The sequence below is a fragment of the Pseudomonas sp. UYIF39 genome, assembly GCF_029963765.1.
Classification (GTDB): Bacteria; Pseudomonadota; Gammaproteobacteria; order Pseudomonadales; family Pseudomonadaceae; genus Aquipseudomonas.
In genome coordinates this window covers 26,824-51,278 of sequence record NZ_JALBYU010000009.1, presented here as the reverse complement: position 1 = coordinate 51,278, position 24,455 = coordinate 26,824, and the positions used below count along the sequence as shown (strand labels likewise).

The window sequence follows — 24,455 nt, the reverse complement described above, 5'->3', positions numbered from 1 at the left end:
CAAGTGCTATAAGAATATGTCGGCCGGCTCGATGATTTCTCCAGTGCTGGGCCGAAAGTAATGTTTTTGGCCCTCAATGGCTCAGCGTAGCGGGATGCTGGTCGACTGCAAAAAGTTGCCGTCCCGGTCGTGATAGCTGACCCGAACCTGTTCAGCATCGACGATCAAATGAGCGAAATTGTCCTGGCTGACCACGTTGCTGGTTAGTTCATGCTGATAGTCGCCCGCGACCGTTCGCGCAAGTGGCTGATCGAGGATGAAGGTGGATGCCTTGGCGTACGGCAGCAGTTTGCTGTTGCACAAGGGGGAGGAGACGATGGTGTGTACCTCGAAGTCCCGGTCTTCGCTGTGGGTCAGGCGACTCGTCAAAGAGCCGTGGACATCACCGGAAACGAAGAAGACGTTCTTGATGCGGTGTGTACGGATTGTCTCCAGCAGCCGCAGACGTTGTTCGGGAAAGGCTTTCCATGCGTCATCGCCATGGGCTTTGCGGTCGGGGTAGAACATCACGCTGGTGACCACGAACTTCACCCTGGCCGGGCTGTGAATCAACCATTTGCACAAGACCTGTTCCTGCTCTTCATCGAGGATGCGTCGATCATTGGCCGACAGGTTGCGTCGGGTTCGACTGTCAGTGACAAACCATTCGATATCGCCTTCGGCGAATTGATACCAATACTGTTCCAGCTTTCTATTTATTTGTCCGCTGGCAAGAAGTTCATGTGCCGGGCTATGACTGGCTTGATATAGCTCATACGCCGCGATGGCGTTTTTGTATAAATAGGTGTCGGCCTTACTTTCGTTGGTCGGCCAGTTGTCTTCAATTTCGTGATCATCGAGGATCATGTAAGTCGGCACGCCGGACATTAATTTTGCAATGTTGGGTTGGGAAAAGGCCGCGCGGTACTTACTGAGTATTTCCTTGTATTCCCGGTCGGGAGCGATGATGTTCAGGTCATCGACATAGATTTGATCGCCGGTCATCAACATGGCGCTGATGGGCGGTTCAGCCTGCTGCGCCAGATTCGTGATCGAGGCGAAAATCCTGTCCCCCAGATGCGGTGCAGACGGGACGCCAGCGGTCATGCGCAAGTAACGGCATGAACCGACGATATAGGCCCGTGGAATCGTGGCTTTGCTGGACTGCGTGCGAAACCGGTAGATATCCCGCGGCCATTGCAGCGGCAGTTCCTGAACCGATTCCACGGTGTGCACCGGGCTCATGGGGCTGAACCAACCTGCCTGGTATTCGTATTCGGTGTCAGTGGCAAGGTCGTTGAGTGCGATGACATCGGACATATCACGCAAGATCGTCAACTTTGCAAATACACCTTGGGACCATCGCTCTTCGCCGAGTTGACGATAACGAACGCTTGCAAATACAGGTGCATTGTTTTGAAGTTCGCCACGCAAAAAGATGCGTGTGTGGTTAGTTGTGGTGTGGCCAATAATAGGGCCGACAGTTGGTTTGAACATGTTCGAATCCATTCGAAGTAATGCTAACTAAGCAAAATAAGTTGATAAGGGTTCTAACGGCAATTAGTTGAACTAAGCTTAGTTATTGGTTCGCAGAAAATATCGAGAGGAAGTGGACTGGAGTTGTGGGCGACGTAAGCCGCGAGTGTAGGAAAGGGGCGCTGGGTGACTTTCTTCCAGTCAAAAAAAGCCCCGCCAAACTGGCGGGGTTGAGGTACGAGCGTGGCGCTCGGAAAACGTGGAACGTGACGGGCCCTCCGGTGAAGTAGGGCCGATCGGTGTTACAGCAGGATGGTGCGGATGTCCGCCAGCAGATCGCTCAGACGCTTGGTGAAGCGTGCAGCAGCGGCGCCGTTGATCACACGGTGATCGTAGGACAGCGACAGTGGCAGCATCAGTTTCGGCTGGAAGGCTTTGCCGTCCCAGACTGGCTGAATGGTTGCCTTGGAGACACCGAGGATCGCCACTTCCGGCGCGTTGACGATCGGCGTGAAGCCGGTGCCGCCAATGTGGCCGAGGCTGGAAATGGTGAAGCAGGCGCCTTGCATGTCGTCAGCGGTGAGCTTTTTGTCGCGGGCTTTGGCGGCCAGCACAGCGGCTTCGGCTGCCAGTTGCAGCAGGCTCTTCTGATCGACGTTCTTGATGACCGGTACCAGCAGGCCTTCAGGGGTGTCGACGGCGAAGCCGATGTTCACGTACTTCTTGCGGATGATCGCTTTGCCGCTTGGTGCCAGCGAACTGTTGAAGTCCGGCAGTTCCTTGAGCAGGTGCGCGCAGGATTTGAGCAGCAGCGGCAGGATGGTCAGCTTGACGCCAGCCTTCTCTGCAACGGCTTTCTGAGCGATACGGAACGCTTCCAGGTCGGTGATATCAGCCGAATCGAACTGAGTCACGTGCGGAATGTTCAGCCAGCTGCGATGCAGGCTCGACGCGCCGATTTGCATCAGGCGAGTCATCGGCACTTCTTCGGTTTCACCGAAGCGGCTGAAGTCCACGACCGGAATCGGCGGGATACCCGCGCCGCCGGTTGCGCCAGCAGCAGCGGCCGGTGCTTCCTTGGCCTTCTGCATCATGGCTTTGACGTAGACCTGAACGTCTTCCTTCAGGATGCGACCGTGCGGGCCACTGGCGCTGACGGCGTTCAGCTCGACGCCGAATTCACGGGCCAGTTGGCGTACAGCCGGGCCAGCGTGAACCTTGGCGCCCGGCTTGGCCGGTGCAGCAGCTGGTGCCGGAGCGGCGGCTGCAGGAGCAGCTTCAGCCTTGGCTGCCGCAGGTGCTGGTGCAGCAGCGGCCGGAGCCGGGGCAGCAGCAGGCGCAACGCCTTTGACTTTCAGCTTCAGGATCAGGTCGCCGGTACCGACTTCGTCATCCAGCTTGATGGAAACGCTTTCCACCACGCCAGCGGCAGGCGATGGAATTTCCATGCTCGCCTTGTCGGATTCCAGGGTGATCAGCGACTGGTCGGCTTCAACGGTGTCGCCGGCCTTGACCAGGACTTCGATGATCTTGGCCTTGCCTGCCGAACCGATGTCCGGGACGTGAATGTCCTGAACGCTGTCAGCAACCGGTGCAGCCGGAGCCGCAGCGGCTGGCGCTGGAGCAGCGGCAGCAGGCGCAGCAGCCTGGGCTGGCGCGGCAGCAGCAGGGGCCGCAGCACCCGCCACTTCCAGATCCAGAATCAGGTCGCCAGTGCCGACTTCGTCGTTGAGCTTGACGCTGATGCTCTTGACCACGCCAGCGGCAGGCGATGGGATTTCCATGCTGGCCTTGTCGGATTCCAGAGTGATCAAAGACTGATCAGCCTCGACGGTGTCGCCGACCTTGACCTGGATCTCGATGATCTGGGCCTTGCCCGACGAACCGATGTCCGGCACGTGCACTTGCTGGGTAGTTGCAGCAGCGGGAGCAGCTGCTGGTGCAGCTGCTGGTGCAGCTGCTGGTGCAGCTGCTGGTGCAGCTGCTGCCGGAGCAGGAGCAGCAGCCGGTTTCGCTTCAGCCTTGGCTGCTGGCGCAGCGGCACCTTCGACTTCCAGCTCCAGCAGTTCGTCGCCTTCTTTCAGGCGATCGCCCAGCTTCACTTTGATGCTCTTGACGATGCCGGCCTTGGGCGCAGGAATTTCCATGCTCGCCTTGTCCGACTCAAGCGTCAGGATGCTCTGGTCGGCTTCCACACGGTCGCCGACTTTCACAAATAGTTCGATTACTTCACCTTCACCGCTGCCGATGTCAGGTACGCGAATGAGTTCGCTCACAGAGTGTCTCCTCAGCAGTCCAGTGGGTTGCGTTTTTCCGGGTTGATCCCGAACTTGGCGATGGCTTCAGACACCACCTTAGGTTCGATATCACCACGGTCAGCCAAGGCTTCCAGGGCTGCCAACACCACGAAATGACGGTCGACTTCGAAGAAGTGACGCAGCTTCTTGCGGCTGTCACTGCGGCCGAAACCGTCGGTGCCCAGGACTTTGAATTCCTTGGACGGGACCCACTGACGAATTTGCTCAGCGAACAGCTTCATGTAGTCGGTAGACGCGATGACCGGACCTTGACGGCCGTTCAGGCATTCTTCGACATAGCTCAGTTTAGGCTTCTGGCCCGGGTGCAGACGGTTGCTGCGCTCTACGGCCAGGCCATCGCGACGCAGCTCGTTGAAGCTGGTAACGCTCCACACGTCAGCGCCGACGTTGAACTGTTCACGCAGGATTTTTGCCGCTTCGCGAACTTCGCGCAGGATGGTGCCGGAGCCCATCAGCTGAACGTGGTGCGCCGCTTCGCGGGTGTCTTCCTCGAGCAGGTACATGCCCTTGATGATGCCTTCCTCGACACCGGCCGGCATGGCTGGCTGCTGGTAGGACTCGTTCATCACGGTGATGTAGTAGAAAACGTCCTGCTGCTGTTCGGTCATCTTCTTCATGCCGTCCTGGATGATCACCGCCAGCTCGTAGCCGTAGGTTGGATCAAAGGTGCGGCAGTTCGGGATGGTGGCAGCCAGGATGTGGCTGTGACCGTCTTCGTGTTGCAGGCCTTCGCCGTTCAGCGTGGTCCGGCCGGCGGTGCCGCCGATCAGGAAGCCACGGGTACGGCTGTCGCCAGCGGCCCAGGCGAGGTCGCCGATACGCTGGAAGCCGAACATCGAGTAGAAGATGTAGAACGGCAGCATTGGCTGGTTGTGGCTGGAGTACGAAGTACCGGCAGCGATGAAGGAGCTCATGGCGCCCGCTTCGTTGATGCCTTCTTCGAGGATCTGGCCCTTCTTGTCTTCTTTGTAGAACATCACCTGGTCTTTATCGACTGGCTCGTAGAGCTGGCCGACGGAGGAGTAGATGCCCAACTGACGGAACATGCCTTCCATACCGAAGGTACGGGCTTCGTCCGGGATGATCGGAACGATGCGCGAGCCGATTTCCTTGTCCTTGACCAGCTGCGCGAGGATCCGCACGAAGGCCATGGTGGTGGAAATTTCACGGTCGCCCGAGCCGTCCAGGATTGCCTTGAGGGTATCCAGCGATGGTGTCGGGATGTCGAAGCTTTTGGCGCGGCGCTGTGGCACGAAACCGCCCAGTGCAGTGCGGCGCTCGCTCAGGTAACGGGCTTCAGCGCTGTTTGGTTCTGGTTTGAAGAACGGCAGGTTTTCCAGCTCTTCGTCTTTCACCGGAATGTCGAAACGATCGCGGAACAGCTTCAGGCTTTCAACATCAACTTTCTTGGTGTTGTGCGCAGTGTTCTTCGCTTCGCCGGCACCGGTGCCATAACCTTTGATGGTCTTGGCCAGGATGACGGTTGGTTGTTCTTTGTGGTTGACCGCTTCGTGGTACGCCGCGTAGACCTTGTACGGGTCGTGGCCGCCACGGTTGAGTTTCCAGATCTCGTCGTCGGACAGATCAGCAACCATCGCCTTGAGTTCTGGCGAGTTGAAGAAGTGTTCACGAACGAACGCGCCGTCTTTGGCTTTGTAGTTCTGGTACTCGCCGTCGATGACTTCGTCCATGCGACGTTGCAGGATGCCGTCGACGTCTTTGGCCAACAGTGGGTCCCAGAAACGGCCCCAGATGACTTTGGTCACGTTCCATTGAGCACCGCGGAACACGCCTTCGAGTTCCTGAATGATCTTGCCGTTGCCGCGAACCGGGCCATCAAGGCGCTGCAGGTTGCAGTTAATAACGAAGATCAGGTTGTCGAGTTTCTCGCGGCCAGCCAGCGAGATCGCGCCCAGGGATTCCGGCTCGTCACACTCGCCGTCGCCCAGGAAGCACCAGACTTTCTGCTTGCCTTCAGGGATGAAGCCACGGGCTTCCAGGTACTTCATGAAGCGTGCCTGGTAGATCGCCTGGATCGGGCCCAGACCCATGGATACGGTCGGGAACTGCCAGAAATCAGGCATCAGCCATGGGTGCGGGTAGGACGACAAGCCCTGACCGTCGACTTCCTGACGGAAGTTGTTCATCTGGTCTTCGGTGATGCGGCCTTCCATGAACGCACGGGCGTAAACGCCTGGCGAGGTGTGGCCCTGGAAGTAGATCAGGTCGCCGCCGTGTTCGTCGGTCGGGGCCTGGAAGAAATAGTTGAAGCCGATGTCGTACAGGGTTGCGCTGGAGGCGAAGCTGGAGATGTGACCGCCCAGGTCAGAATCTTTCAGGTTCGTACGCATCACCATGGCCATCGCGTTCCAGCGTACCAACGAGCGAATGCGGCGTTCCATGAACAGGTCGCCAGGCATGCGTGCTTCGTGGGTAACGGGGATCGTGTTGCGGTATGGCGTGGTGATGGCGTAAGGCAATTGCGAACCGCTACGGGTTGCGAGTTCGCCCATACGGGTCATCAGATAGTGAGCGCGGTCTTCGCCTTCTTTGTCGAGAACCGATTCCAGGGCGTCCAGCCATTCCTGGGTTTCGACGGGATCGAGGTCTTGCATGGCTTGCTCCAGGGCGGAAAGGCTTCCAGAATCGGTTGCCTGAGTTTGCGACTGGCCTTGTGGGCAGACGATATAAATTCTTGGATTGCCGAGAGGTTGTTCCGGCGGCGTGTAGTTTTACTACAAATCTTCGGGCATTTCAGCCTTTCGAATGTATATACGAGTAGTAAAACTACAGATGAGCGGCTTGTGGCCTCCAGCTGCGTTGTGAGAATAATCGTTAAGGTTGGTCTTTTGCCAACCAGAAAAGGTGAAAGCTTGAAGCTGTCTGCCAAAAATAAAGAAATTTCAGCTATTTCTAACCTTTGTTCGACAGTCGATCAGGTAGTGCATTCTCGCGAATCACTACATGCAGCCCTCTACACGCCGATCAAGGATAGACCATGAGCCTCCCTTCGCTTGCCGAACTGCCTGGCATTCTCCTGCCGTTTGTCACCCGCGCCGAGCAGTCGTTCCGTACGGCCGTCGCAGTACTTCCCGACGACCATGGCCTGGCCGGCTGGACGCCTGAAAGCTGGGCACAATTTGCCCGCGTCACCGCTGCCAGCGACTTCGTGATTGAACAAAGTGTCCGTGACCCATTGATGTTGCTGGAGCTGGTGCAGTCCGGTGAGCTGGACCGAAGTTTTGCGCCCGGCGAACTGTGCGCACAGATTGCGGCAGCGGTGAATGCAGCAGAAACCGACGATGAGCTCGGTCGCGCCCTGCGTCGTCAACGTACCCGTCATCAAGTGCGGATCATTTGGCGCGACCTGACGCGTCAGTGCGATCTGGTCCAGACCTGCCGCGACCTCTCGGACATGGCCGATGCCAGCATCGATCAGGCCTATCAGTGGTTGTACTCGCGGCATTGCCAGCAGTTCGGCGTGCCGACCGGCCGGCGCAGTGGCGAGCCACAGCAGATGGTCGTTCTCGGCATGGGCAAGCTCGGTGCGGTGGAGCTCAACCTGTCGTCGGACATCGATCTGATCTTCGCCTATCCCGAGGGCGGCGAAACCGTCGGCGTCAAACGGTCGCTGGATAACCAGGAATTTTTCATTCGTCTCGGCCAGCGCCTGATCAAGGCCCTGGACCCGATGACTGTCGATGGTTTCGTGTTCCGCGTCGATATGCGTCTGCGGCCTTACGGTTCGGCCGGCGCATTGGTGCTGAGCTTCAACGCGCTGGAGCAGTATTACCAGGATCAGGGCCGTGACTGGGAACGCTACGCGATGATCAAGTCGCGGGTGGTGGCCGGCGATCAAGTGGCCGGTGCGCAATTGCAAGAGATGCTGCGGCCGTTCGTTTACCGGCGTTACCTCGACTTCTCGGCAATCGAAGCGCTGCGCACCATGAAGCAGCTGATTCAGCAGGAGGTCCGGCGCAAGGGCATGGCCGACAACATCAAGCTCGGCTCCGGTGGTATTCGTGAAGTCGAATTTATCGCCCAGGCGTTCCAGCTGATCCACGGTGGCCGCGACCTGAGTTTGCAGCAACGTCCTCTATTAAAAGTACTGAGCACGCTGGAAGGTCAGGGTTACCTGCCGCCGGCGGTGATCAGTGAGCTGCGCGAAGGCTACGAATTCCTGCGGTACACCGAGCACGCGATCCAGGCGATAGCCGACCGTCAGACCCAGATGCTGCCGGACGGCGCTCAGGATCAGGCGCGCATCGCCTTTATGTTGGGCTTTGCCGACTGGACCGCTTTCCACGAACAGCTTATGTATTGGCGCGGTCGCGTGGCGTGGCACTTCGGTCAGGTGATCGCCGATCCCGACGAAGAGGAAGGCGCCGAAAGCGAAGTGGTGGTCGGCGGCGAATGGCTGCCGTTGTGGGAAGAGGCTCAGGACGAAGAGGCCGCTTGCCGCCAGTTGGAAGAGGGCGGTTTCGCTGATGCCACCAAAGCCCTGAAAGCGTTGGCCGGTTTGCGCAGCAGCCCGCAGTTGCGGGCGATGCAACGACTGGGGCGTGAACGTCTCGATGCCTTTATTCCTCGGTTGTTGGCTCAGGCTGTGGAGCACGCCAATCCGGATCTGGTGCTGGAGCGGGTACTGCCACTGGTTGAAGCGGTGGCTCGCCGTTCCGCGTATCTGGTCTTGCTGACCGAAAACCCCGGCGCGCTGCGGCGTTTGTTGACTTTGTGCGCCGCGAGCCCGTGGATCGCCGAACAGATCACCCGCTTCCCGCTGCTGCTCGACGAATTGCTCAACGAAGGTCGACTGTTCAAACCGCCGCTGGCGCCGGAACTGGCCGCCGAGTTGCGCGAGCGTCTGACGCGGATTCCCGAAGACGACCTCGAACAGCAGATGGAAGCCCTGCGGCATTTCAAGCTGGCGCACCGCTTGCGCGTCGCCGCTTCGGAAATCGCCGGCAGCCTGCCGTTGATGAAAGTCAGTGATTACCTGACCTGGCTCGCTGAAGCGATCCTGGAACAAGTGCTGGCCCTGGCCTGGCGTCAGACCGTGGCCAAATACGGCACGCCGCAGCGCACCGACGGCACCTTGTGCGATCCCGGCTTCATCATTGTCGGTTATGGGAAAGTCGGCGGTCTGGAACTGGGGCATGGTTCGGACCTGGATCTGGTGTTTATCCACGATGGCGATCCGCAGGCGGAAACCGACGGGCCGAAGCCTATCGATGGCGCGCAATTTTTTACTCGGCTGGGGCAGCGGATCATTCACTTGCTCACGGCCCAGACCAACTCCGGTCAGCTGTATGAAGTGGACATGCGTCTGCGGCCGTCCGGCGCGTCGGGGTTGCTGGTGAGTTCGCTCGGTGCGTTTGCCCGGTATCAGGAAAATGAAGCCTGGACCTGGGAACATCAGGCGCTGGTGCGGGCGCGGGTGCTGGTGGGCAGTCCGGACGTCGGCCAGGCGTTCGAGAAAGTCCGCGCGGCGGTATTGGGCAAGCCGCGGGACCTGGCGACCTTGCGCCAGGAGGTCAGCGAGATGCGCGCCAAAATGCGCGATAACCTTGGCAGCAAGAGCACCGCGGCCGGCACCGGAGCAAATGCCTTCGAGGCCACGGCGCCGTTCGATCTCAAGCAGGACGCCGGAGGTATCGTCGATATTGAATTTATGGTGCAATACGCGGCCCTGGCGTGGTCCGAATCGCACCCGCCATTGCTGCGCTGGACTGACAATATCCGCATTCTGGAAGGGCTGGAGGAGGAAGGGCTGATGCCCGCCGAAGACGCCAGCCTGTTGCGCGAGGCCTATAAAGCCTATCGTTCAGCCGCTCACCGGCAGGCCTTGCAGAAGGACGCCGGAGTGATACCGGGCGACCAGTTCGTGGACGAACGACGGCAGGTAATGCGGATCTGGCGCGAGCTGGGGCTAAGCTGATTCTCGAGACGGGGAGGCATAAAGCCTCCCCGGCTCGTTTATGGAAACCACATGAAAATTCTGATCGTTGGGCCCAGTTGGGTCGGTGACATGGTGATGGCGCAGACACTGTTTCAGTGTCTCAAGCAGCGCCACCCGCAATGCGAAATCGACGTGCTGGCCCCCGAGTGGAGCCGGCCGATTCTTGAGCGCATGCCCGAAGTACGCCAGGCCTTGAGCTTTCCGCTCGGTCACGGTGCTTTGGAGCTGGCGACGCGCCGGCGCATCGGCAAATCCCTGGCCGGTCAGTACGACCAGGCGATCCTGCTGCCCAATTCCCTGAAGTCGGCATTGGTGCCGTTCTTCGCCGGTATCCCGAAACGTACCGGCTGGCGTGGCGAATTTCGCTACGGCCTGCTCAATGACGTGCGCACGCTGGATAAAGAACGTTACCCGCTGATGATCGAGCGCTTCATGGCCCTGGCTTACGAGTCCGGTGCGGAGTTGCCGACACCTTATCCACGGCCGAGCCTGCAGATTGACCCGGTCACTCGCGAAGCGGCAATGGCCAAGTTCGGCCTGGCCCTCGACCGCCCGGTGTTGGCGCTGTGCCCCGGTGCCGAGTTCGGCGAGTCCAAGCGCTGGCCGTCCGAGCACTATGCCAAGGTTGCCGAAGCGAAGATCCGCGAAGGCTGGCAAGTCTGGCTGTTCGGTTCGAAAAACGATCACGCCGTCGGCGAAGATATCCGCTCGCGGCTGATTCCCGGTCTGCGTGAAGAATCGGTGAACCTCAGTGGCGGCACCTCCCTGGCCGAAGCCATCGACCTGATGTCCTGCGCCGACGCGGTGGTGTCCAACGACTCCGGCCTGATGCACGTCGCCGCTGCGCTGAATCGCCCGTTGGTGGCAGTCTACGGCTCGACGTCGCCGGGTTTCACGCCGCCACTGGCCGAGCACGTCGAGATCGTGCGTCTGGGCATCGAATGCAGCCCCTGCTTTGATCGCACATGCCGCTTCGGTCATTACAACTGCCTGCGCCAGCTCATGCCGCAAGCGGTGAACGAAGCCTTGCAGCGGTTGCAGGGCACTGTGGTCGAGGTCAAATAGTTTGCGGGTACTGCTGATCAAGACTTCTTCGCTGGGCGACGTGATTCACGCGTTGCCGGCGCTGACCGACGCGGCACGGGCGATCCCCGGCATCCAGTTCGACTGGGTGGTGGAAGAGGGCTTCGCCGAAATCCCGACCTGGCACCCGGCCGTGGGCAAGGTGATCCCGGTGGCGATCCGTCGCTGGCGCAAAAATATCTGGCAGACCATCAAGAGTGGCGAGTGGAAGCGCTTCAAGCAAAGCGTTCGCGCTAACAAATATGATTTGGTGATCGATGCCCAGGGCCTGCTGAAAAGTGCGCTGCTGACCCGATACGCCAAAGCCCCGGTGGCCGGGCTGGATAAAAACTCGGCCCGCGAGCCGATCGCCGCACGCTTCTATTCCCGGCGCCTGGCCGTGGCCCGTGGGCAACACGCGGTGGAGCGGGTGCGTCAGTTGTTTGCCGTGGCGCTGGGTTACGACCTGCCCAAAGGCTTGGGCGATTACGGCCTGAACATCGAGCGACTGGTGGAATTGCCGCGCAAGAATCCTTACGTGGTGTTCCTGCACGGCACCACGTGGGACACCAAACACTGGCCTGAAGCCTACTGGCGCGAGTTGGCCGAGCGCGTTGGCTATCTCGGTGTCGCGGTGAAGCTGCCGTGGGGTAATCCGATCGAGAAAGCCCGGGCCGAGCGCATCGCCAAAGACATGAGGCACGTCGAAGTGCTGCCCAAGCTGAATCTGGCGGGTGTCGGCAAAGTGCTGGCCGGCGCGCAAGCCTGCGTGGCAGTGGACACCGGTCTCGGTCACCTCGCCGCTGCGCTGGACGTGCCGACGCTGTCGCTGTTCGGCCCGACCAACCCGGGCCTGACCGGTGCCTACGGTAAAGCGCAGATTCACATCGCCAGCGATTTCCCCTGCGCGCCGTGTATGCAAAAAAAATGTACGTATCAACCGACGGCCCAAGATGCCCGTCAGTTTGACCTTAAACGCGAGTGGCCCCTGTGCTTCACGCGTCTGAATCCCGAGCGTGTCGCGACCCGACTGAGCACGTTGTTACTGGCTGAGGAGCTGCGCTGATGCAATTGGCATTCGTCTTGTACAAGTACTTTCCATTCGGGGGCTTGCAGCGCGATTTCATGCGCATCGCCCTGGAATGTCAGCAGCGCGGCCATCAGATTCGGGTCTACACGCTGATCTGGGAGGGCGACATTCCTCCAGGCTTCGAAGTGTTGGTGGCGCCGGTCAAGGCGTTCTTCAATCATCGACGCAACGAGAAGCTCAGCGAATGGATGGAAGCGGATCTGGCCAAGCGTCCGGTGGACCGTTTGATCGGCTTCAACAAAATGCCGGGTCTGGACGTCTACTACGCCGCCGACGGCTGCTTCGAAGACAAGGCGCAGAACCTGCGTAACTCGCTGTACCGTCGTTGGGGTCGCTACCGGCACTTCGCAGAGTACGAGCGCGCGGTGTTCGCCAAGGATGCCAAGACCGAAGTGCTGATGATTTCCGAAGTCCAGCAGCCGCTGTTCATCAAGCATTACGACACACCGCTTGCGCGCTTTCATCTGCTGCCGCCGGGTATCTCTCAGGATCGTCGTGCGCCGGCCAATGCTGCCGAGATCCGTGCCGAGTTTCGGCGCGAATTCAACCTGAAAGACGATGATCTGCTGCTGGTGCAAATCGGCTCCGGGTTCAAGACCAAGGGTGTGGATCGCAGCCTCAAGGCGCTGGCCGCATTGCCCGCCGATCTGAAGAAACGCACCCGGCTGTTTGTAATTGGCCAGGATGACCCCAAATTGTTCCAGATGCAGAGCGCCACACTGGGGCTCGGCGATAACGTGACGTTCCTTAAAGGCCGCAGCGACATCCCGCGTTTTCTGCTCGGCGCCGATCTGTTGATTCACCCGGCGTACAACGAAAACACCGGGACCGTGTTGCTCGAAGCCCTGGTGGCCGGGTTGCCGGTGCTGGTGAGTGCGGTGTGTGGTTACGCCCATTACATCGCCGAGGCCGACGCCGGTCTGGTGCTGGACGAGCCTTTCGATCAGGCGCAGCTGACCCAGTACCTGACCGGAATGTTGAACGACGCTCAAGCACGGGCGGCCTGGAGCCGCAATGGTCTGGCCTTCGCCGAGACGGCCGACCTCTACAGCATGCCGCAGCACGCGGCCGATGTGATTCTGGCGGAGCACGCTTAATGAAGTTGATGCTGGCTGAACCGTTCAAGAGCCTCTGGGCCGGACGCGACCCGTTCGCTGAAGTCGAGGGCCTCCAGGGCGAGGTATACCGTGAACTTGAAGCGCGCCGGACCCTGCGTACCGAAGTCGATGGCAATGGCTTTTTCGTGAAGATCCACCGTGGCATTGGCTGGGGCGAGATCTTCAAGAATCTGCTCACGGCCAAACTGCCGGTGCTCGGTGCCGGCCAGGAATGGAAGGCCATCCAGCGCCTGCAAGAAGTCGGCGTGCCGACCATGACCGCCGTGGCTTATGGCGAGAAGGGCAGCAACCCGGCGGACCAGCATTCGTTCATCGTCACCGAAGAGTTGGCGCCCACTGTCAGCCTTGAAGATTTCAGCATCGACTGGGTCAAGCACCCGCCAGAGCCAACACTCAAGCGTGCACTGATCGCCGAAGTCGCGCGTATGACCGGCATGATGCACCGCGCGGGGGTCAACCATCGCGACTGCTACATCTGTCACTTTCTGCTGCACACCGACAAACCGGTGACAGCTGATGATTTCAAACTCTCGGTGATCGACCTGCACCGCGCCCAGACGCGTCCGACGATTACCCAGCGCTGGCGCAACAAGGATCTGGCGGCGCTGTACTTTTCGGCCCTGGACATCGGCCTGACCCGTCGCGACAAATTGCGTTTCCTCAAGGGGTATTTCCAGCAACCCCTGCGCCAGATACTGAGCGAGGAAGCCGGGTTGCTCGCCTGGCTCGAAGGCAAGGCCAACAAACTCTACGACCGTAAACAGCGATACGGGGATGCGCTCTGATGGCGGGTTGGAAACTGGAGCCTAAGTACAGCGATCTGGCAGAGGATTTCGGCAGTCTTGAGGCTGTGTTTGCGCTTCAGGGTGAACGCCTGACGCGCGACCTGTTGTCCGAGGTCATTCGCGTCCAGCGCAATGGCGTCAACTATTACGTCAAACGCTACGTGGGTGCCGGCAAAGGTCTGCGCCGTTATCTGGGCAAGCCTCGGGTGAAAGCCGAGTGGCAGAACCTCAAGCGCTTCGCCAAGTGGGGCATCCCTACCGCCGAAGTGGTGGCCTGGGGCCTGGAGCGTCGCGGTGCGGCGTACGATCGCGGGGCGATGATCACCCGTGAGCTGCCGCATACCGAAGACTTGTCGGCCCTGGCCGAGCGGCATGATCCTAAACTGGCGGACCGCGCCTGGATCGATAACGTCAGCCGGCAGCTGGCAGGTTATACCCGGACCATGCATGAACATCGTTTTACCCATAACGATTTGAAGTGGCGCAACCTGCTGATCGACGATGAGTCCCGGCTGTTTTTGATCGACTGCCCCAATGGTGATTTCTGGCGCGGTTTTTGGCTCAAGTATCGGATCACCAAGGACCTGGCCTGTCTGGACAAGGTCGCCAAGTATCACTTGTCGGCTACCCAGCGCCTGCGCTTTTACCTGCAGTATCGCCAGCGTGATCGGCTGAATGCCGCCGACAAAAAACGGATCCGGCACGTGGTGAGATTTTTTGAGGGACGCGAATGACTGATTTCCTGGCTGCTGAAGACCGTGCGCTGCTTGAGCGTCACGGCCTAGGCACCTTTGACGCACTCTGGGCCAAGCAGCTCGAGGCGGTGGACGAGCCCAACACCGCTCGCGGTGGGTGGAGTAGCGTGTTTCGGCTGGATCTGGAGGGTTATGGCTACTACCTCAAGCGCCAGAGCAACTACCAGACGCGCACCTTGCATGCGCCCTTTGGCGAGCCGAGCTTTGCCCGTGAATTTCGCAATATCAGTCGCTATGAAAAGTTCGGTATTCCGGCGCTGAAGGCGGCATTTTTCGGTGAGCGCAAAGTCGACGGCGAAGTCCGGGCGATTCTGCTGACCCGTGCCCTGGACGGTTGGGATGACCTGGATTCGCTGTTGCAGCGCTGGTCGGACCTGAGCTCGGCCCAGCATTCGGCCATTCTGAAGGCCTGTGGGCAATTGGCCCGCTGCCTGCACGGCGCGCGTCAGGTTCACGGTTGCTTCTACCCCAAGCACATTTTTCTCCAGGCCACCGGCGACGGTTACCTGGCCCAGCTGATCGACCTGGAAAAGACCCGGCCGTTGCTGTTTGGTCTGCGTGATCGGGCCAAAGACCTGGAGCCGTTGCTGCGTCGGGCGCCTGAGTGGAGCGAAGTGCAGTTGCGCGAGCTGCTGGCCGCCTATCTGGATCAATCGCAAGACAGTTCTCTGATCGACAGCTGGCTTGCGCGACTGACCGCGCGGCGCAGTCATAAGGGGGCGCGCTGATGCGTTTGTCCGAGCTGAAAAACGCTGGCCGCAGCCCGCGTCTGCCGCTGAACATTCCACTGGCCGATGCCGCCGGCCCTGCCGAGCTGCAGTTGCTGAGTCTGTTGCGGGTATTGCCGGGGCAGCGCTATGTCGGTGCCGGTGTCTGGCGCGGGCGGCCGGTTCTGGCCAAGTTGTTGGTCGGCAGCAAAGCGGCGCGGCATTTTCAGCGTGAGCTGAACGGCGTGCGGTTGCTGGCGGATCAGGGGTTGACCACGCCGTTGTTGCTGGCGGATGGCTTGAAAGATGGCGAGGGCGGTTGGCTGCTATTCGATTTCCTCGAAGGTGCCGAGAGCCTTGGGGATGCCTGGAAGCAGGTTGAGCACCTGCCGATGCTGGCGGATGAGCAATCGGCGGTATTGGCCGATGCGCTGGGTGCGATTGGTCAATTGCACCGCAAGGGTCTGTGGCAGGAAGACCTGCACCTGGACAACCTGCTGCGCCAGGGCGGTCGGCTGTATTTGATCGACGGTGCCGGAATTCGCACGGAGACGCCGGGCCAACCGCTCTCGCGGCAAAAAGTCCTGGAAAACCTCGGGGTGTTTTTTGCCCAGCTGCCTAAGTCGCTGGAACCCCATACCGAAGAATTGCTGGTGTATTACCTGCTGAGCAACGGTGAGCATGCCTTGCCCATGGAAGCGTTGCAGAAGCAGATCAGCAAAGTTCGCAGCTGGCGCCTCAAAGACTTCCTGATCAAGGTCGGTCGCGACTGCACGCTGTTCAGTGTCCAGCGCGGAGCGTTCGGCTTGCGGGCGATTCGTCGCGAGGAAGAAACGGCGATGCTGCCGGTGCTGGCGCAGGCCGATGCGCTGCTCGATCAGGGCCATCTGTACAAGACTGGCGGCGCGGCGAGCGTCGGCAAGGTCGAGGTGGCTGGTCGTACGCTGGTGATCAAACGCTACAACATCAAAGGCTTTGCCCACTGGCTCAAACGCTTCTGGCGTCCGAGCCGTGCCTGGCACTCCTGGCGCGAAGGCAATCGCCTGGCGTTTCTCGGCATCGCCACGCCCAAACCGTTGGCGTTGCTGGAGAAGCGTTTTCTCTGGTTGCGCAGTCGGGCGTATCTGGTGACCGAGTATTTACCGGGGCCGGACATCATCGAGCGATTTGCGCCTTATGTTGAAAGCGGTGATGCACCGGAAGCCGAATTGCTGGCGCTGGATCATTTGTTTGCCGAGCTGATTGGCGAGCGGATCAGTCACGGGGACTTCAAGGGGCATAACCTGTTCTGGCAGCACGATCGCTGGGCGCTGATTGATCTGGATTCGATGTGTCAGCATGCCTCGCTCAACAGCTTCGCCCCGGCCTATGCGCGGGATCGGGCAAGGTTCATGCGTAACTGGCCTGAGAGCAGTGCGCTGTATCAGGTCATTGATCAGCGTCTGCCTAAAGATATCTCTAGCGCTGCCTGAATCGGACCTTCGGTCCTATCGTCGGATCGCCGCCCGGAGCAAGCTCGCTCCCACAGGGGATCTGTGTCGCAACGGAGAACCACTGTGGGAGCGAGCTTGCTCGCGATGGGGCCAGAACAGCCACCCGAGATTTAGGGACAGGTTCTTGTGAGTTGTCCTACACGAAACAGGGAACCCGTGAACTGTGCCCTGAATAACCGTGATGCTAGTTTGCCTGACGTTCACGGAGGGCAGATTTTGACGATAAAAATGACGGTGTTACTGAGCGCTTTTGCACTGGTTTTATCAGGCTGCGGGACCGCTGTAACGGTGCTGCAGGATGACGAAGACACGGCGCGTAGCCTTAGAAAGCAAAAGACCTACTGTCAGTCCATTCCGCGTATCTACAGCGGCTTGGCGTACGACTTTTGCGTATTAAATGCAGCGCCTGATCCTACGGGTATTCTTTTGCCGTTCGTATTGGTGGATTTCACCCTGTCGGGTGTTTTCGATACCGTCCTCCTGCCTTATACGGTTTACCGACAAGCTGCCGACGGCAATCTCAGTATTTACTGGAGGTCAGGCCGCGGATGAGCAGTGCCGCCTGCTTTCGCCCGGATCATCTTTGCGAGGCAATATGCGCTGGGTCATTCCCGCCATGTTTACGCTATAATCCCGCCCTTTAGCTGCCACTCGCCCTTTGCGAGGGCACATTAATCTTTGAGGCGCATTGCGCCTGCATGCAGACTAAAGAGGCTAGACCCCTGTGGCATTGACGATTCTTGGCCTGTCCGGCGCCCTTAGCCATGATCCTTCCGCAGCTTTGTACATCGACGGCAAGCTGGTCGCGGCGGCTGAGGAAGAGCGCTTTGTGCGCGATAAACATGCAAAGAACCGCATGCCTTACGAGTCGGCGAAGTTCTGCCTCGAGCAGGCCGGCATCAAGCCATCCGACGTTGATGTGGTAGCGATTCCATTCGCGCCGATCAGCCTGTTCGGCAAGGCTCGCTGGCATTATGCCAAGCGTTACTGGTACGCCCCGGACCGTGCGCTCGACGCGATCCTGATGGGTAATCGTCGCTACAAGCGCTATCGCAACAAGATTGTCTGGTGCCTCGAGCAATTAGGTTTCGATCCGAAGAAAATCAAGATCGAGCCGGTCGAGCATCACCTGGCTCACGCCTCCAGCGCTTACCACTGCTCCGGTTTCAAAGAGAAAACCGCGATCCTGGGGATCGACGGCAAGGGTGAGTACGCCACGACCTTTTTTGGTTACGGCGAAAACGGCAAGATCCACAAGATCAAGGAATTCTTCGATCCGGACTCCCTCGGCGGCCTGTACGGCGCGATCACCGAGTTCCTCGGTTTCGAGATGCTCGACGGTGAGTTCAAGGTCATGGGCATGGCGCCGTATGGCGATGCCAGCAAATACGATTTCTCGCGCCTGGCTTCGTTCGAGAACGGCGAGCTGGTGATCAACACCGACTACGCCAACGTCATCGGCCTGCGTCGTTATAAAGAGAAGGGCAAAGGTTTCTACTTCTCGCCGAAGCTGATCGAGTGGCTGGGTCCCAAGCGCGAAGGCGACATCGCCGACGAGCCGTACATCCATTACGCCGCGAGCATGCAAGCGCTGTTCGAAAAAATCTCGCTGCAGATGATCGACCATTATCTGGGCGACGTGCTCAAGGAAACCGGCAAGCTGGCCTTCGCCGGTGGCTGTGCGTTGAACGTCAAGCTGAACCAGAAAATCATCGCCCGGGATGACGTCAAAGAGCTGTTCGTGCAGCCTGCGTCCGGCGATGCCGGCACCGCGGTCGGCGCGGCAGCCTATGTGTCCCACGCCCGTGGTGTACCGGTCGAGAAGATGGAACACGTCTACCTCGGCCCGTCGTACACCAACGAAGACGTGCTCGCTGCGTGCGCCCGTCACCCGAGCAAGCCGGTATGGCGCAAGCTTGAGAACATGCCGGAAAACATCGCCAAAATCATGGTCGATGGCAACCCGGTGGCCTGGTTCCAGGGCCGCATGGAATTCGGTCCGCGCGCCTTGGGCGGTCGTTCGATCATTGGTTGCCCAAGTGCGACTGGCGTGGCTGATCGCATCAACCACCAGATCAAGTTCCGCGAGCGCTGGAGGCCTTTCTGCCCGTCGATGCTCGACACCGTTGCACCGCAGATGATCAAGGTCGATCACCCGGCGCCGTTCATGACCTTCACCTTTGAAGTGGCGGAAGAGTGGAAGACCCGCGTGCCGGAAGTCGTCCATGAAGACGGTACGTCCCGGGCCCAGGTGCTCAAGCGCGAATACAACCCGCGCTACTACGACATGATGAAGGCGCTGGAAGTGCTGACCGGTAACGGCGTGTCGCTGAACACCTCACTCAACCGTCGTGGCGAACCGATGATCTGCTCGCCGACGGATGCCCTGAACATGTTCTTCGGTTCCGATCTACAGTATCTGATCATGGAAGACATCCTGGTGGTCAAAGAGGGCGCGGACGCATATGACACGCTCGGCTGAACGCCATGTGTTGCAGTTCTGTCACGGCTATGACGGGCCGTTTCTGGACTGCGCCCGGCAGTACGCCAGCCTGTTCGCTGGGACCGGTTATCGAGTGACCACGGTGTTTCTGACCGGGACTGCCGATGCCGAAGTTGCCGCGGGCTGTGCTTCCGATGAAGTGCTGTTCATGGAATACAGCTCCAAGGCCATTCGTGGCCTGAAGCTGGGCGCCATCGGCGATCTGCGCAAGATCGCCGCCTCGCGCAATTTCAGTTTTTGCATCGCTCACCGTTTCAAGCCTATTTATATCGCCTTGCTCGGCACGTCGTTGCCGGTGATTGGCGTGCATCACGCGTTTGACGATTACAAGCGCGGCACCCGCAAACTCTTCGCGAATATTTTCCGCAAGCGCCTGAGCCTGCTCGGGGTTTCCGATGCCGTGCGCGACGACATGCGTCATTGCCTGCCGAAGTGGCCGGCGGCGCGGATTCAGACGCTCTATAACCGTATCGATGTACAGACCTTGCAGGACAGCCAGGTATCAGTTCGCGAGGCCCGGGAAACCCTCGGCCTGGCACCGGATGCCTGGGTTGTCGGCAATGTCGGACGGCTGCATCCGGACAAGGATCAGACCACGCTGCTGCACGGTTTTGCCGCGGCGTTGCCGGGTTTGCCGGCCAGCAGTCAATTGGTGATTCTCGGTGCCGGTCGATTGGAACAGGACCTCAAGGCCCTGGCCCGTGAGTTGGGTATCGGCGACCGCGTGCTGTTTCTCGGTCAGGTACCTGAAGCCCGACGTTATTTCCGTGCCTTCGATGTGTTTGCACTGAGTTCCGATCACGAACCGTTCGGCATGGTGCTGCTGGAGGCCATGGCTGCCGGCGTGCCCTTGCTCGCCACGGCGTGTGGCGGGGCGAAGGAAGTGGTCGAGGGCGTCGGTATTCTGTTCCCGCTGGGCGATGCCGAACACTTGGCTCAAGGGCTGCAACATCTGGCCGCGATGGACGAGCAGCAACGTCACCAGTGTGCCGAGCTGATGCTCGAACGCTTGCGTGAGCGCTTCTCCGACCGCGCGGTGCGCGATGCTTTCTGGCGTTTGCCGCACGTTACCGAACTGGCGCCGAGGGGCTGATGCTCAACCGATTTCAAGGCTGGCGCGAACGTGGTTGGGCGGTAGTCGACGCCTCGACATATGCCAAGGCCTGGCAACGTTATGGCGGCAGTGTCGCCACTCATCCCATGGTAGTCGAGCGGCTGGCGCAGTTGGCCGACATCCCTGTGCGCTATCTGGCCTGGGAGCAAGACGGTGAAGTCAAAGCGGCGATCCCGACCTGGGGCCGCGACCTCGCGTTGTCCAAGGACGTGCTCAAGCGCTGCGGTAAAAAAGGCTTGTTCGACCTCGGTAATGCCGAGTTCATCCTGCCGGCCGCTGCCGATGCACAAGCGCCGCTGCGTCATCGTGGTCGCTACCTGTCGGCACTGAATGAAGGCCGCTTTACCGGCATCAAGTTGCAGGCCGAACAGTTGGCAATGGCCCGCACTCCCGAAGAACTGTCGAAGAAATTTCGCTACAACCAGCGTCGTGAATTGCGATTGCTGGAAGAAGCGGGCGGAGTGGTCCGGCCGGTCGCGGAGTTTCCCAGCAGTGAACTGGCGGCGATCTATTGCGACCTGTTCCAGCGTCGCTGGGGTTTCCCGGCGACGGGGGCCGAGCGCATGGCTGAGGTCATCGAGTTGCTGCGTGATTTGCTGATCGGCTCGGTGATTTTCCTCAACGATGCGCCAATAGCGATTCAATTGGTCTACCGTGTCGAGACACCGCAGTGGATCAGCGTCGAGTACATCAATGGCGGCGTCGACCCCGAAACCCGCGAATTCAGTCCGGGCAGCGTGCTGAGCTTTCTCAATACGCAAAGCGCCTGGGAGCATGCCCGGGCGTTGGACAAACCGTTGCGCTTTTCTTTCGGTCGCGCCGACCGTGAATACAAGGATCGCTGGTGCAATCCTGTGCCGGTGTTCACCGTATGAGTCAGCCCATGAACCGCAAACAGCAATTGCTCAAGCGCCATCGGCGCAACAAACGCATTGGTCTGCTCGTCGCGCTGGTGCTATTGATTGCCATGGGGGTGCTGGTGACCTGGTGGCTGCCGTTGGTGCTCGCGGTTCTGGGCTGGATTGCCCACGAGGCATGGTTTGCCGACCATTTGTTTTATTCACCCAAAGACGATTATCAATACAGCTTTCCACCGTACACCCAGCAGCCCAAGGTTCACCTTGACGGTGAGCGTTTGCGCCTGGACGACGGCGTCATGCTGGTCGACGACGTCACTCTGGTTTTGGCGCTGCGGATAAAAAGCACCTGGCTGGGACGCTTCATCGATCCCGTGGTCGAGTTGGCGGGGGGGGATAACCCGGACCGACAAACCTTCGAGCGTGGTGTGAACGGCCTGCGTTACCTCAACCTCAGTGGTCAGGCGCAGGTTCTGTCGCAAGGTGAGTTACGTCTGCGTGGGCGTTTCTGCCGACTGCTGGGTGAGCCGGTGCTCAGGGCGTTCGAGCATCCGGATTACAGCCGTCAACGGGTGATGGTGATCGCGCCCCACGCCGACGATGCCGAGTTGGCCGCATTCGGTTTGTACAGCAGCGCCAGTCAAAGCTGGATCGTGACCTTGACCGCCGGTGAAATCGAGGCCGGGCACTATCAGCAAATGGGGCTCAATGGCGTCGAAGCGTCCCGGTTGAAAGGCTCGCTTCGCGCCTGGGACAGCATCAGCGTACCGCTGTGGGGCGGCGTACCTCAGGAACGCTGTATTCAGTTGGGGTATTTCTGCCTGCAATTGTCCGCCATGCAAAGCGCGCCGACCGAGGCCGTGGCTTCCCGTGAGGCACAGCTTGGCGATACCCGATATTTTCGACGGTTCAATCCGTTTGCGCTGGGCAGTGACGTCGATGGCATACCGTCCTGGAACAACCTTTTGGCCGACCTGAGTGAGTTGATCGAGCGTATCCAGCCCCAGGTCATCGTTTTGCCACATCCGCGTTTCGACCCGCACCCAGACCATCTAAGCTCACAGCAAGCGGTGATGCAGGCACTGAACGGTACAGCCTGGCAACCCGAAACCTTGTTGCATTACGCCAATCATCTACACGACAACGATCGCTGGCCAATGGGTGATGCCAGCACCGGCGTGACACTGCCACCACAGATCAATGATCACGAACCGTTGCGGCCCTGGGCGCTTTGTCTGTCGACCGAAAAACAGAGGCACAAGGCTATGTCGTTGGGCATGATGCACGACCTTCAGCCCCGACTTCCCCTCAAACGTCTACTTCGCCGGGCGATACAGCGTTGTCTGGCGGCCCGACACTGGCCGGCTTTCGGCGAAAACGAGTTCTTCCGTAAAGCGGTGCGACGCCACGAATTATTCTGGGTCCAAGAGCTGTCTGGAAAGAGAGAGACCAATTGAAAGTTCTGTTTCTGGTGCAGAAAGAGCAGCGAGCGATCCTCGATCGACTGTATGACGGTATTGCCGAGCACTGCGACTGCGACAAGCGCGAGCTGACCAGCGCGGAGCAGGACGACTTGCGTGGGTATTTTCGCAAGCATGTCGATGTGACCCGCTACGACCGGATTGTTTTTTTTCTGCGGTTCAAAAAAGAAATCAGACAGGTGAGGTTCATACAAACCCTGCCCAATCTGGTTATTCTGGAGCACGATGCGTACCAGAATTACATCCCGTGCAAGTACACCGGCAAGTTCAGCGCCCATTACCGCAAGCTGCCTTGGGCGCGGGTGATCAGCTCGGGCTTCATGGTCAGCCAGCGCTTGCGTGATGAAGGGTTTGACGCGCATTTCGTGCCCAAGGGTTACGATCAGGCGCTGTTGCAAAACTGCCAGCGTGAACGGGATATCGAGCTGGGTTTTGTCGGTAGTCTAAATAGTGTTGCGTATGCCGGACGCAAGGCCATGCTCGAGTCCGTGGCTGAAGTGGAGAACCTGCTGATCACCCGCACCAAGTCGGGTGAGGAATACTGCGAGACGTTGAGCCGGATCCGTTACTTCGTGAGTGCTGACGTCGGCATGGGCGAATACATGATCAAGAACTTCGAGGCCATGGCCTGTGGTTGTGTGCTGTTTGCTTACGATCAAGGGGAAGCAGAGAATCGCGCGCTGGGGTTTGTCGATATGCACAACATCGTGCTCTATCGAACCCGCGACGAACTCAGGGAAAAGCTGGCGGTGTTGCGCGAGTCCCCACAGCTGACTGAGGCCATTTCATTGGCCGGCCAGGCGTTGGTAGAACAGCGTTACACGTTCCGGGCTGTCGGGCATGCGATTGTCGAGGCCCTGCGTGCGCCGCTGCGCGAGCATGTCCCGCTGGGCTGGAAAGAAAAATTACGCTTGTCGCTGGGGCTGTGAAGCCGGGCGATTAACCAACCAATGGTGCGGTGCAAATAAATGCTGTTCAGCGAGACTAGCGACATTTCGGTAGTAATTACTAGTTGCGGTCGCTTCGATCTGTTGAAGCGTACCCTCGAGACGTTCGACCGGTTCAACACGGCGCCCATCCGTAAAGTGTTCATTACAGAGGACTCCGGCGACAGCGCCGTAGAGACCTGTATTCCAGAACACTGGAGGGCGCATACCCAGTTCTTCATCAACAAGCCGCGCCTGGGGCAGTTGCGATCTATCGATGCCGCTTATGCTCAAGTGCAGACATCGTGGATTTTTCACTGTGAAGACGATTGGGACTTTTACCGCGAAGGGTTCATCGAAGAGTCCCAATGCCTGCTGGAGGAAGATCCGCAGGCACTGCAGGTGTGGCTGCGCAGCTTCAATCATGACCTGATGGTTCACAGTCCTTACGTGTTCCTGAGCGAGCGCAAAGTCAGCCATGGCATTCCTTTTTACGTACTTGGCTCGCAAAAAGCCGAGTGGCAAGGTTTTTCCTTTAATCCAGGGCTGCGTCGTCGCGCGGATTACTTGACGCATGCACCGTATTCCGAATTTTCCGGGGAAAAAGACCTGTCGCGTCGGTATGCTGGCGAAAACCGCTATGCGTTGATTCTGGAAAATGACGCGGTATTGCACACCGGTTTCGGTGAGCATGTGGTAGTTCCCAAGGAGCGGGTGAACAAATTACGGCGTAAACGTCTCGATCGGCTGAAGCTGATCGCAGCTCTTATCTTGGGTCTGGCAATAGGTTGGGTGTTACATGGAATTTAGCGGCATGCGGTCAGGAAAGAAC

General features: G+C 59.3%; 18 protein-coding genes. 15 read left to right on the top strand and 3 right to left on the bottom strand.

The window, feature by feature from the left end:
• Window positions 1–81 precede the first annotated feature (81 nt).
• The 3 genes from MO767_RS14285 to aceE all read right to left on the bottom strand — a co-directional run bounded on the left by MO767_RS14285 (window position 82) and on the right by aceE (window position 6,388).
• Window positions 82–1,476: an alkaline phosphatase D family protein gene (locus MO767_RS14285; RefSeq protein WP_282481027.1), complete on the bottom strand. Its 1,395-nt coding sequence runs from the start codon at window positions 1,474–1,476 to the stop codon at window positions 82–84.
• A 281-nt stretch (window positions 1,477–1,757) separates the two neighbouring features.
• The gene (gene aceF / locus MO767_RS14280) at window positions 1,758–3,731 is read right to left on the bottom strand and encodes a dihydrolipoyllysine-residue acetyltransferase (protein WP_282481026.1); all 1,974 of its coding nucleotides are present in this window, start codon (window positions 3,729–3,731) and stop codon (window positions 1,758–1,760) included.
• An 11-nt stretch (window positions 3,732–3,742) separates the two neighbouring features.
• The gene (gene aceE / locus MO767_RS14275; protein ID WP_282481025.1) at window positions 3,743–6,388 is read right to left on the bottom strand and encodes a pyruvate dehydrogenase (acetyl-transferring), homodimeric type; all 2,646 of its coding nucleotides are present in this window, start codon (window positions 6,386–6,388) and stop codon (window positions 3,743–3,745) included.
• Window positions 6,389–6,771: 383 nt separating this feature from the next.
• Between aceE and glnE the strand changes: the two genes are divergently transcribed.
• The 15 genes from glnE to MO767_RS14200 all read left to right on the top strand — a co-directional run bounded on the left by glnE (window position 6,772) and on the right by MO767_RS14200 (window position 24,433).
• The gene (gene glnE / locus MO767_RS14270) at window positions 6,772–9,711 is read left to right on the top strand and encodes a bifunctional [glutamate--ammonia ligase]-adenylyl-L-tyrosine phosphorylase/[glutamate--ammonia-ligase] adenylyltransferase (RefSeq protein WP_282481024.1); all 2,940 of its coding nucleotides are present in this window, start codon (window positions 6,772–6,774) and stop codon (window positions 9,709–9,711) included.
• Window positions 9,712–9,762: 51 nt separating this feature from the next.
• Window positions 9,763–10,797, top strand: a complete 1,035-nt coding sequence (gene waaF, locus MO767_RS14265; protein WP_033055457.1) for a lipopolysaccharide heptosyltransferase II — start codon at window positions 9,763–9,765, stop codon at window positions 10,795–10,797.
• A gap of 1 nt (window position 10,798) precedes the next feature.
• Window positions 10,799–11,860 carry a lipopolysaccharide heptosyltransferase I gene (gene waaC, locus MO767_RS14260; protein ID WP_282481023.1) on the top strand — a complete coding sequence of 354 codons (1,062 nt, stop codon included), beginning with the start codon at window positions 10,799–10,801 and terminating at the stop codon, window positions 11,858–11,860.
• Window positions 11,860–12,981: a glycosyltransferase family 4 protein gene (locus MO767_RS14255; RefSeq protein ID WP_282481022.1), complete on the top strand. Its 1,122-nt coding sequence runs from the start codon at window positions 11,860–11,862 to the stop codon at window positions 12,979–12,981. The genes waaC and MO767_RS14255 overlap by 1 nt, the downstream gene beginning before the upstream one ends.
• A complete protein-coding gene (gene rfaP / locus MO767_RS14250) occupies window positions 12,981–13,787 on the top strand; it encodes a lipopolysaccharide core heptose(I) kinase RfaP (protein ID WP_282481021.1) in 807 nt (268 codons plus the stop codon). The genes MO767_RS14255 and rfaP overlap by 1 nt, the downstream gene beginning before the upstream one ends.
• Window positions 13,787–14,521 carry a lipopolysaccharide kinase InaA family protein gene (locus tag MO767_RS14245; protein ID WP_282481020.1) on the top strand — a complete coding sequence of 245 codons (735 nt, stop codon included), beginning with the start codon at window positions 13,787–13,789 and terminating at the stop codon, window positions 14,519–14,521. Before rfaP ends, MO767_RS14245 begins: the two co-directional genes overlap by 1 nt.
• Complete coding sequence (locus MO767_RS14240; RefSeq protein ID WP_282481019.1) at window positions 14,518–15,270, top strand: lipopolysaccharide kinase InaA family protein; 753 nt, start codon at window positions 14,518–14,520, stop codon at window positions 15,268–15,270. Before MO767_RS14245 ends, MO767_RS14240 begins: the two co-directional genes overlap by 4 nt.
• Window positions 15,270–16,721 carry a lipopolysaccharide kinase InaA family protein gene (locus tag MO767_RS14235; protein WP_282481018.1) on the top strand — a complete coding sequence of 484 codons (1,452 nt, stop codon included), beginning with the start codon at window positions 15,270–15,272 and terminating at the stop codon, window positions 16,719–16,721. The genes MO767_RS14240 and MO767_RS14235 overlap by 1 nt, the downstream gene beginning before the upstream one ends.
• A gap of 237 nt (window positions 16,722–16,958) precedes the next feature.
• A complete protein-coding gene (locus tag MO767_RS14230; RefSeq protein WP_282481017.1) occupies window positions 16,959–17,294 on the top strand; it encodes a YceK/YidQ family lipoprotein in 336 nt (111 codons plus the stop codon).
• A gap of 172 nt (window positions 17,295–17,466) precedes the next feature.
• Window positions 17,467–19,224, top strand: coding sequence for a carbamoyltransferase (locus MO767_RS14225; protein ID WP_111449307.1), 1,758 nt, complete (start codon window positions 17,467–17,469; stop codon window positions 19,222–19,224).
• Window positions 19,208–20,338: a glycosyltransferase gene (locus tag MO767_RS14220; RefSeq protein WP_282481016.1), complete on the top strand. Its 1,131-nt coding sequence runs from the start codon at window positions 19,208–19,210 to the stop codon at window positions 20,336–20,338. The genes MO767_RS14225 and MO767_RS14220 overlap by 17 nt, the downstream gene beginning before the upstream one ends.
• The gene (locus tag MO767_RS14215) at window positions 20,338–21,234 is read left to right on the top strand and encodes an antimicrobial resistance protein Mig-14 (RefSeq protein ID WP_282481015.1); all 897 of its coding nucleotides are present in this window, start codon (window positions 20,338–20,340) and stop codon (window positions 21,232–21,234) included. The genes MO767_RS14220 and MO767_RS14215 overlap by 1 nt, the downstream gene beginning before the upstream one ends.
• 8 nt (window positions 21,235–21,242) lie before the next feature.
• The gene (locus MO767_RS14210; protein WP_282481200.1) at window positions 21,243–22,673 is read left to right on the top strand and encodes a PIG-L family deacetylase; all 1,431 of its coding nucleotides are present in this window, start codon (window positions 21,243–21,245) and stop codon (window positions 22,671–22,673) included.
• Complete coding sequence (locus MO767_RS14205; protein WP_282481014.1) at window positions 22,670–23,626, top strand: glycosyltransferase; 957 nt, start codon at window positions 22,670–22,672, stop codon at window positions 23,624–23,626. The genes MO767_RS14210 and MO767_RS14205 overlap by 4 nt, the downstream gene beginning before the upstream one ends.
• Before the next feature lie 39 nt (window positions 23,627–23,665).
• Window positions 23,666–24,433: a glycosyltransferase family 2 protein gene (locus MO767_RS14200; protein ID WP_282481013.1), complete on the top strand. Its 768-nt coding sequence runs from the start codon at window positions 23,666–23,668 to the stop codon at window positions 24,431–24,433.
• The last annotated feature ends 22 nt before the right edge of the window (window positions 24,434–24,455 follow it).

What these genes read in the sequence shown, in the direction of transcription:
- MO767_RS14200 (WP_282481013.1), top strand. Translation starts at nt 23,666, where the DNA reads ATGCTGTTCAGCGAGACTAGCGACATTTCGGTAGTAATTACTAGTTGC.
- MO767_RS14235 (WP_282481018.1), top strand. Translation starts at nt 15,270, where the DNA reads ATGCGTTTGTCCGAGCTGAAAAACGCTGGCCGCAGCCCGCGTCTGCCG.
- rfaP (WP_282481021.1), top strand. Translation starts at nt 12,981, where the DNA reads ATGAAGTTGATGCTGGCTGAACCGTTCAAGAGCCTCTGGGCCGGACGC.
- MO767_RS14210 (WP_282481200.1), top strand. Translation starts at nt 21,243, where the DNA reads ATGAACCGCAAACAGCAATTGCTCAAGCGCCATCGGCGCAACAAACGC.
- aceE (WP_282481025.1), bottom strand. Translation starts at nt 6,388, where the DNA reads ATGCAAGACCTCGATCCCGTCGAAACCCAGGAATGGCTGGACGCCCTG.
- MO767_RS14255 (WP_282481022.1), top strand. Translation starts at nt 11,860, where the DNA reads ATGCAATTGGCATTCGTCTTGTACAAGTACTTTCCATTCGGGGGCTTG.
- MO767_RS14220 (WP_282481016.1), top strand. Translation starts at nt 19,208, where the DNA reads ATGACACGCTCGGCTGAACGCCATGTGTTGCAGTTCTGTCACGGCTAT.
- glnE (WP_282481024.1), top strand. Translation starts at nt 6,772, where the DNA reads ATGAGCCTCCCTTCGCTTGCCGAACTGCCTGGCATTCTCCTGCCGTTT.
- MO767_RS14215 (WP_282481015.1), top strand. Translation starts at nt 20,338, where the DNA reads ATGCTCAACCGATTTCAAGGCTGGCGCGAACGTGGTTGGGCGGTAGTC.
- MO767_RS14245 (WP_282481020.1), top strand. Translation starts at nt 13,787, where the DNA reads ATGGCGGGTTGGAAACTGGAGCCTAAGTACAGCGATCTGGCAGAGGAT.
- MO767_RS14285 (WP_282481027.1), bottom strand. Translation starts at nt 1,476, where the DNA reads ATGTTCAAACCAACTGTCGGCCCTATTATTGGCCACACCACAACTAAC.
- waaF (WP_033055457.1), top strand. Translation starts at nt 9,763, where the DNA reads ATGAAAATTCTGATCGTTGGGCCCAGTTGGGTCGGTGACATGGTGATG.
- MO767_RS14240 (WP_282481019.1), top strand. Translation starts at nt 14,518, where the DNA reads ATGACTGATTTCCTGGCTGCTGAAGACCGTGCGCTGCTTGAGCGTCAC.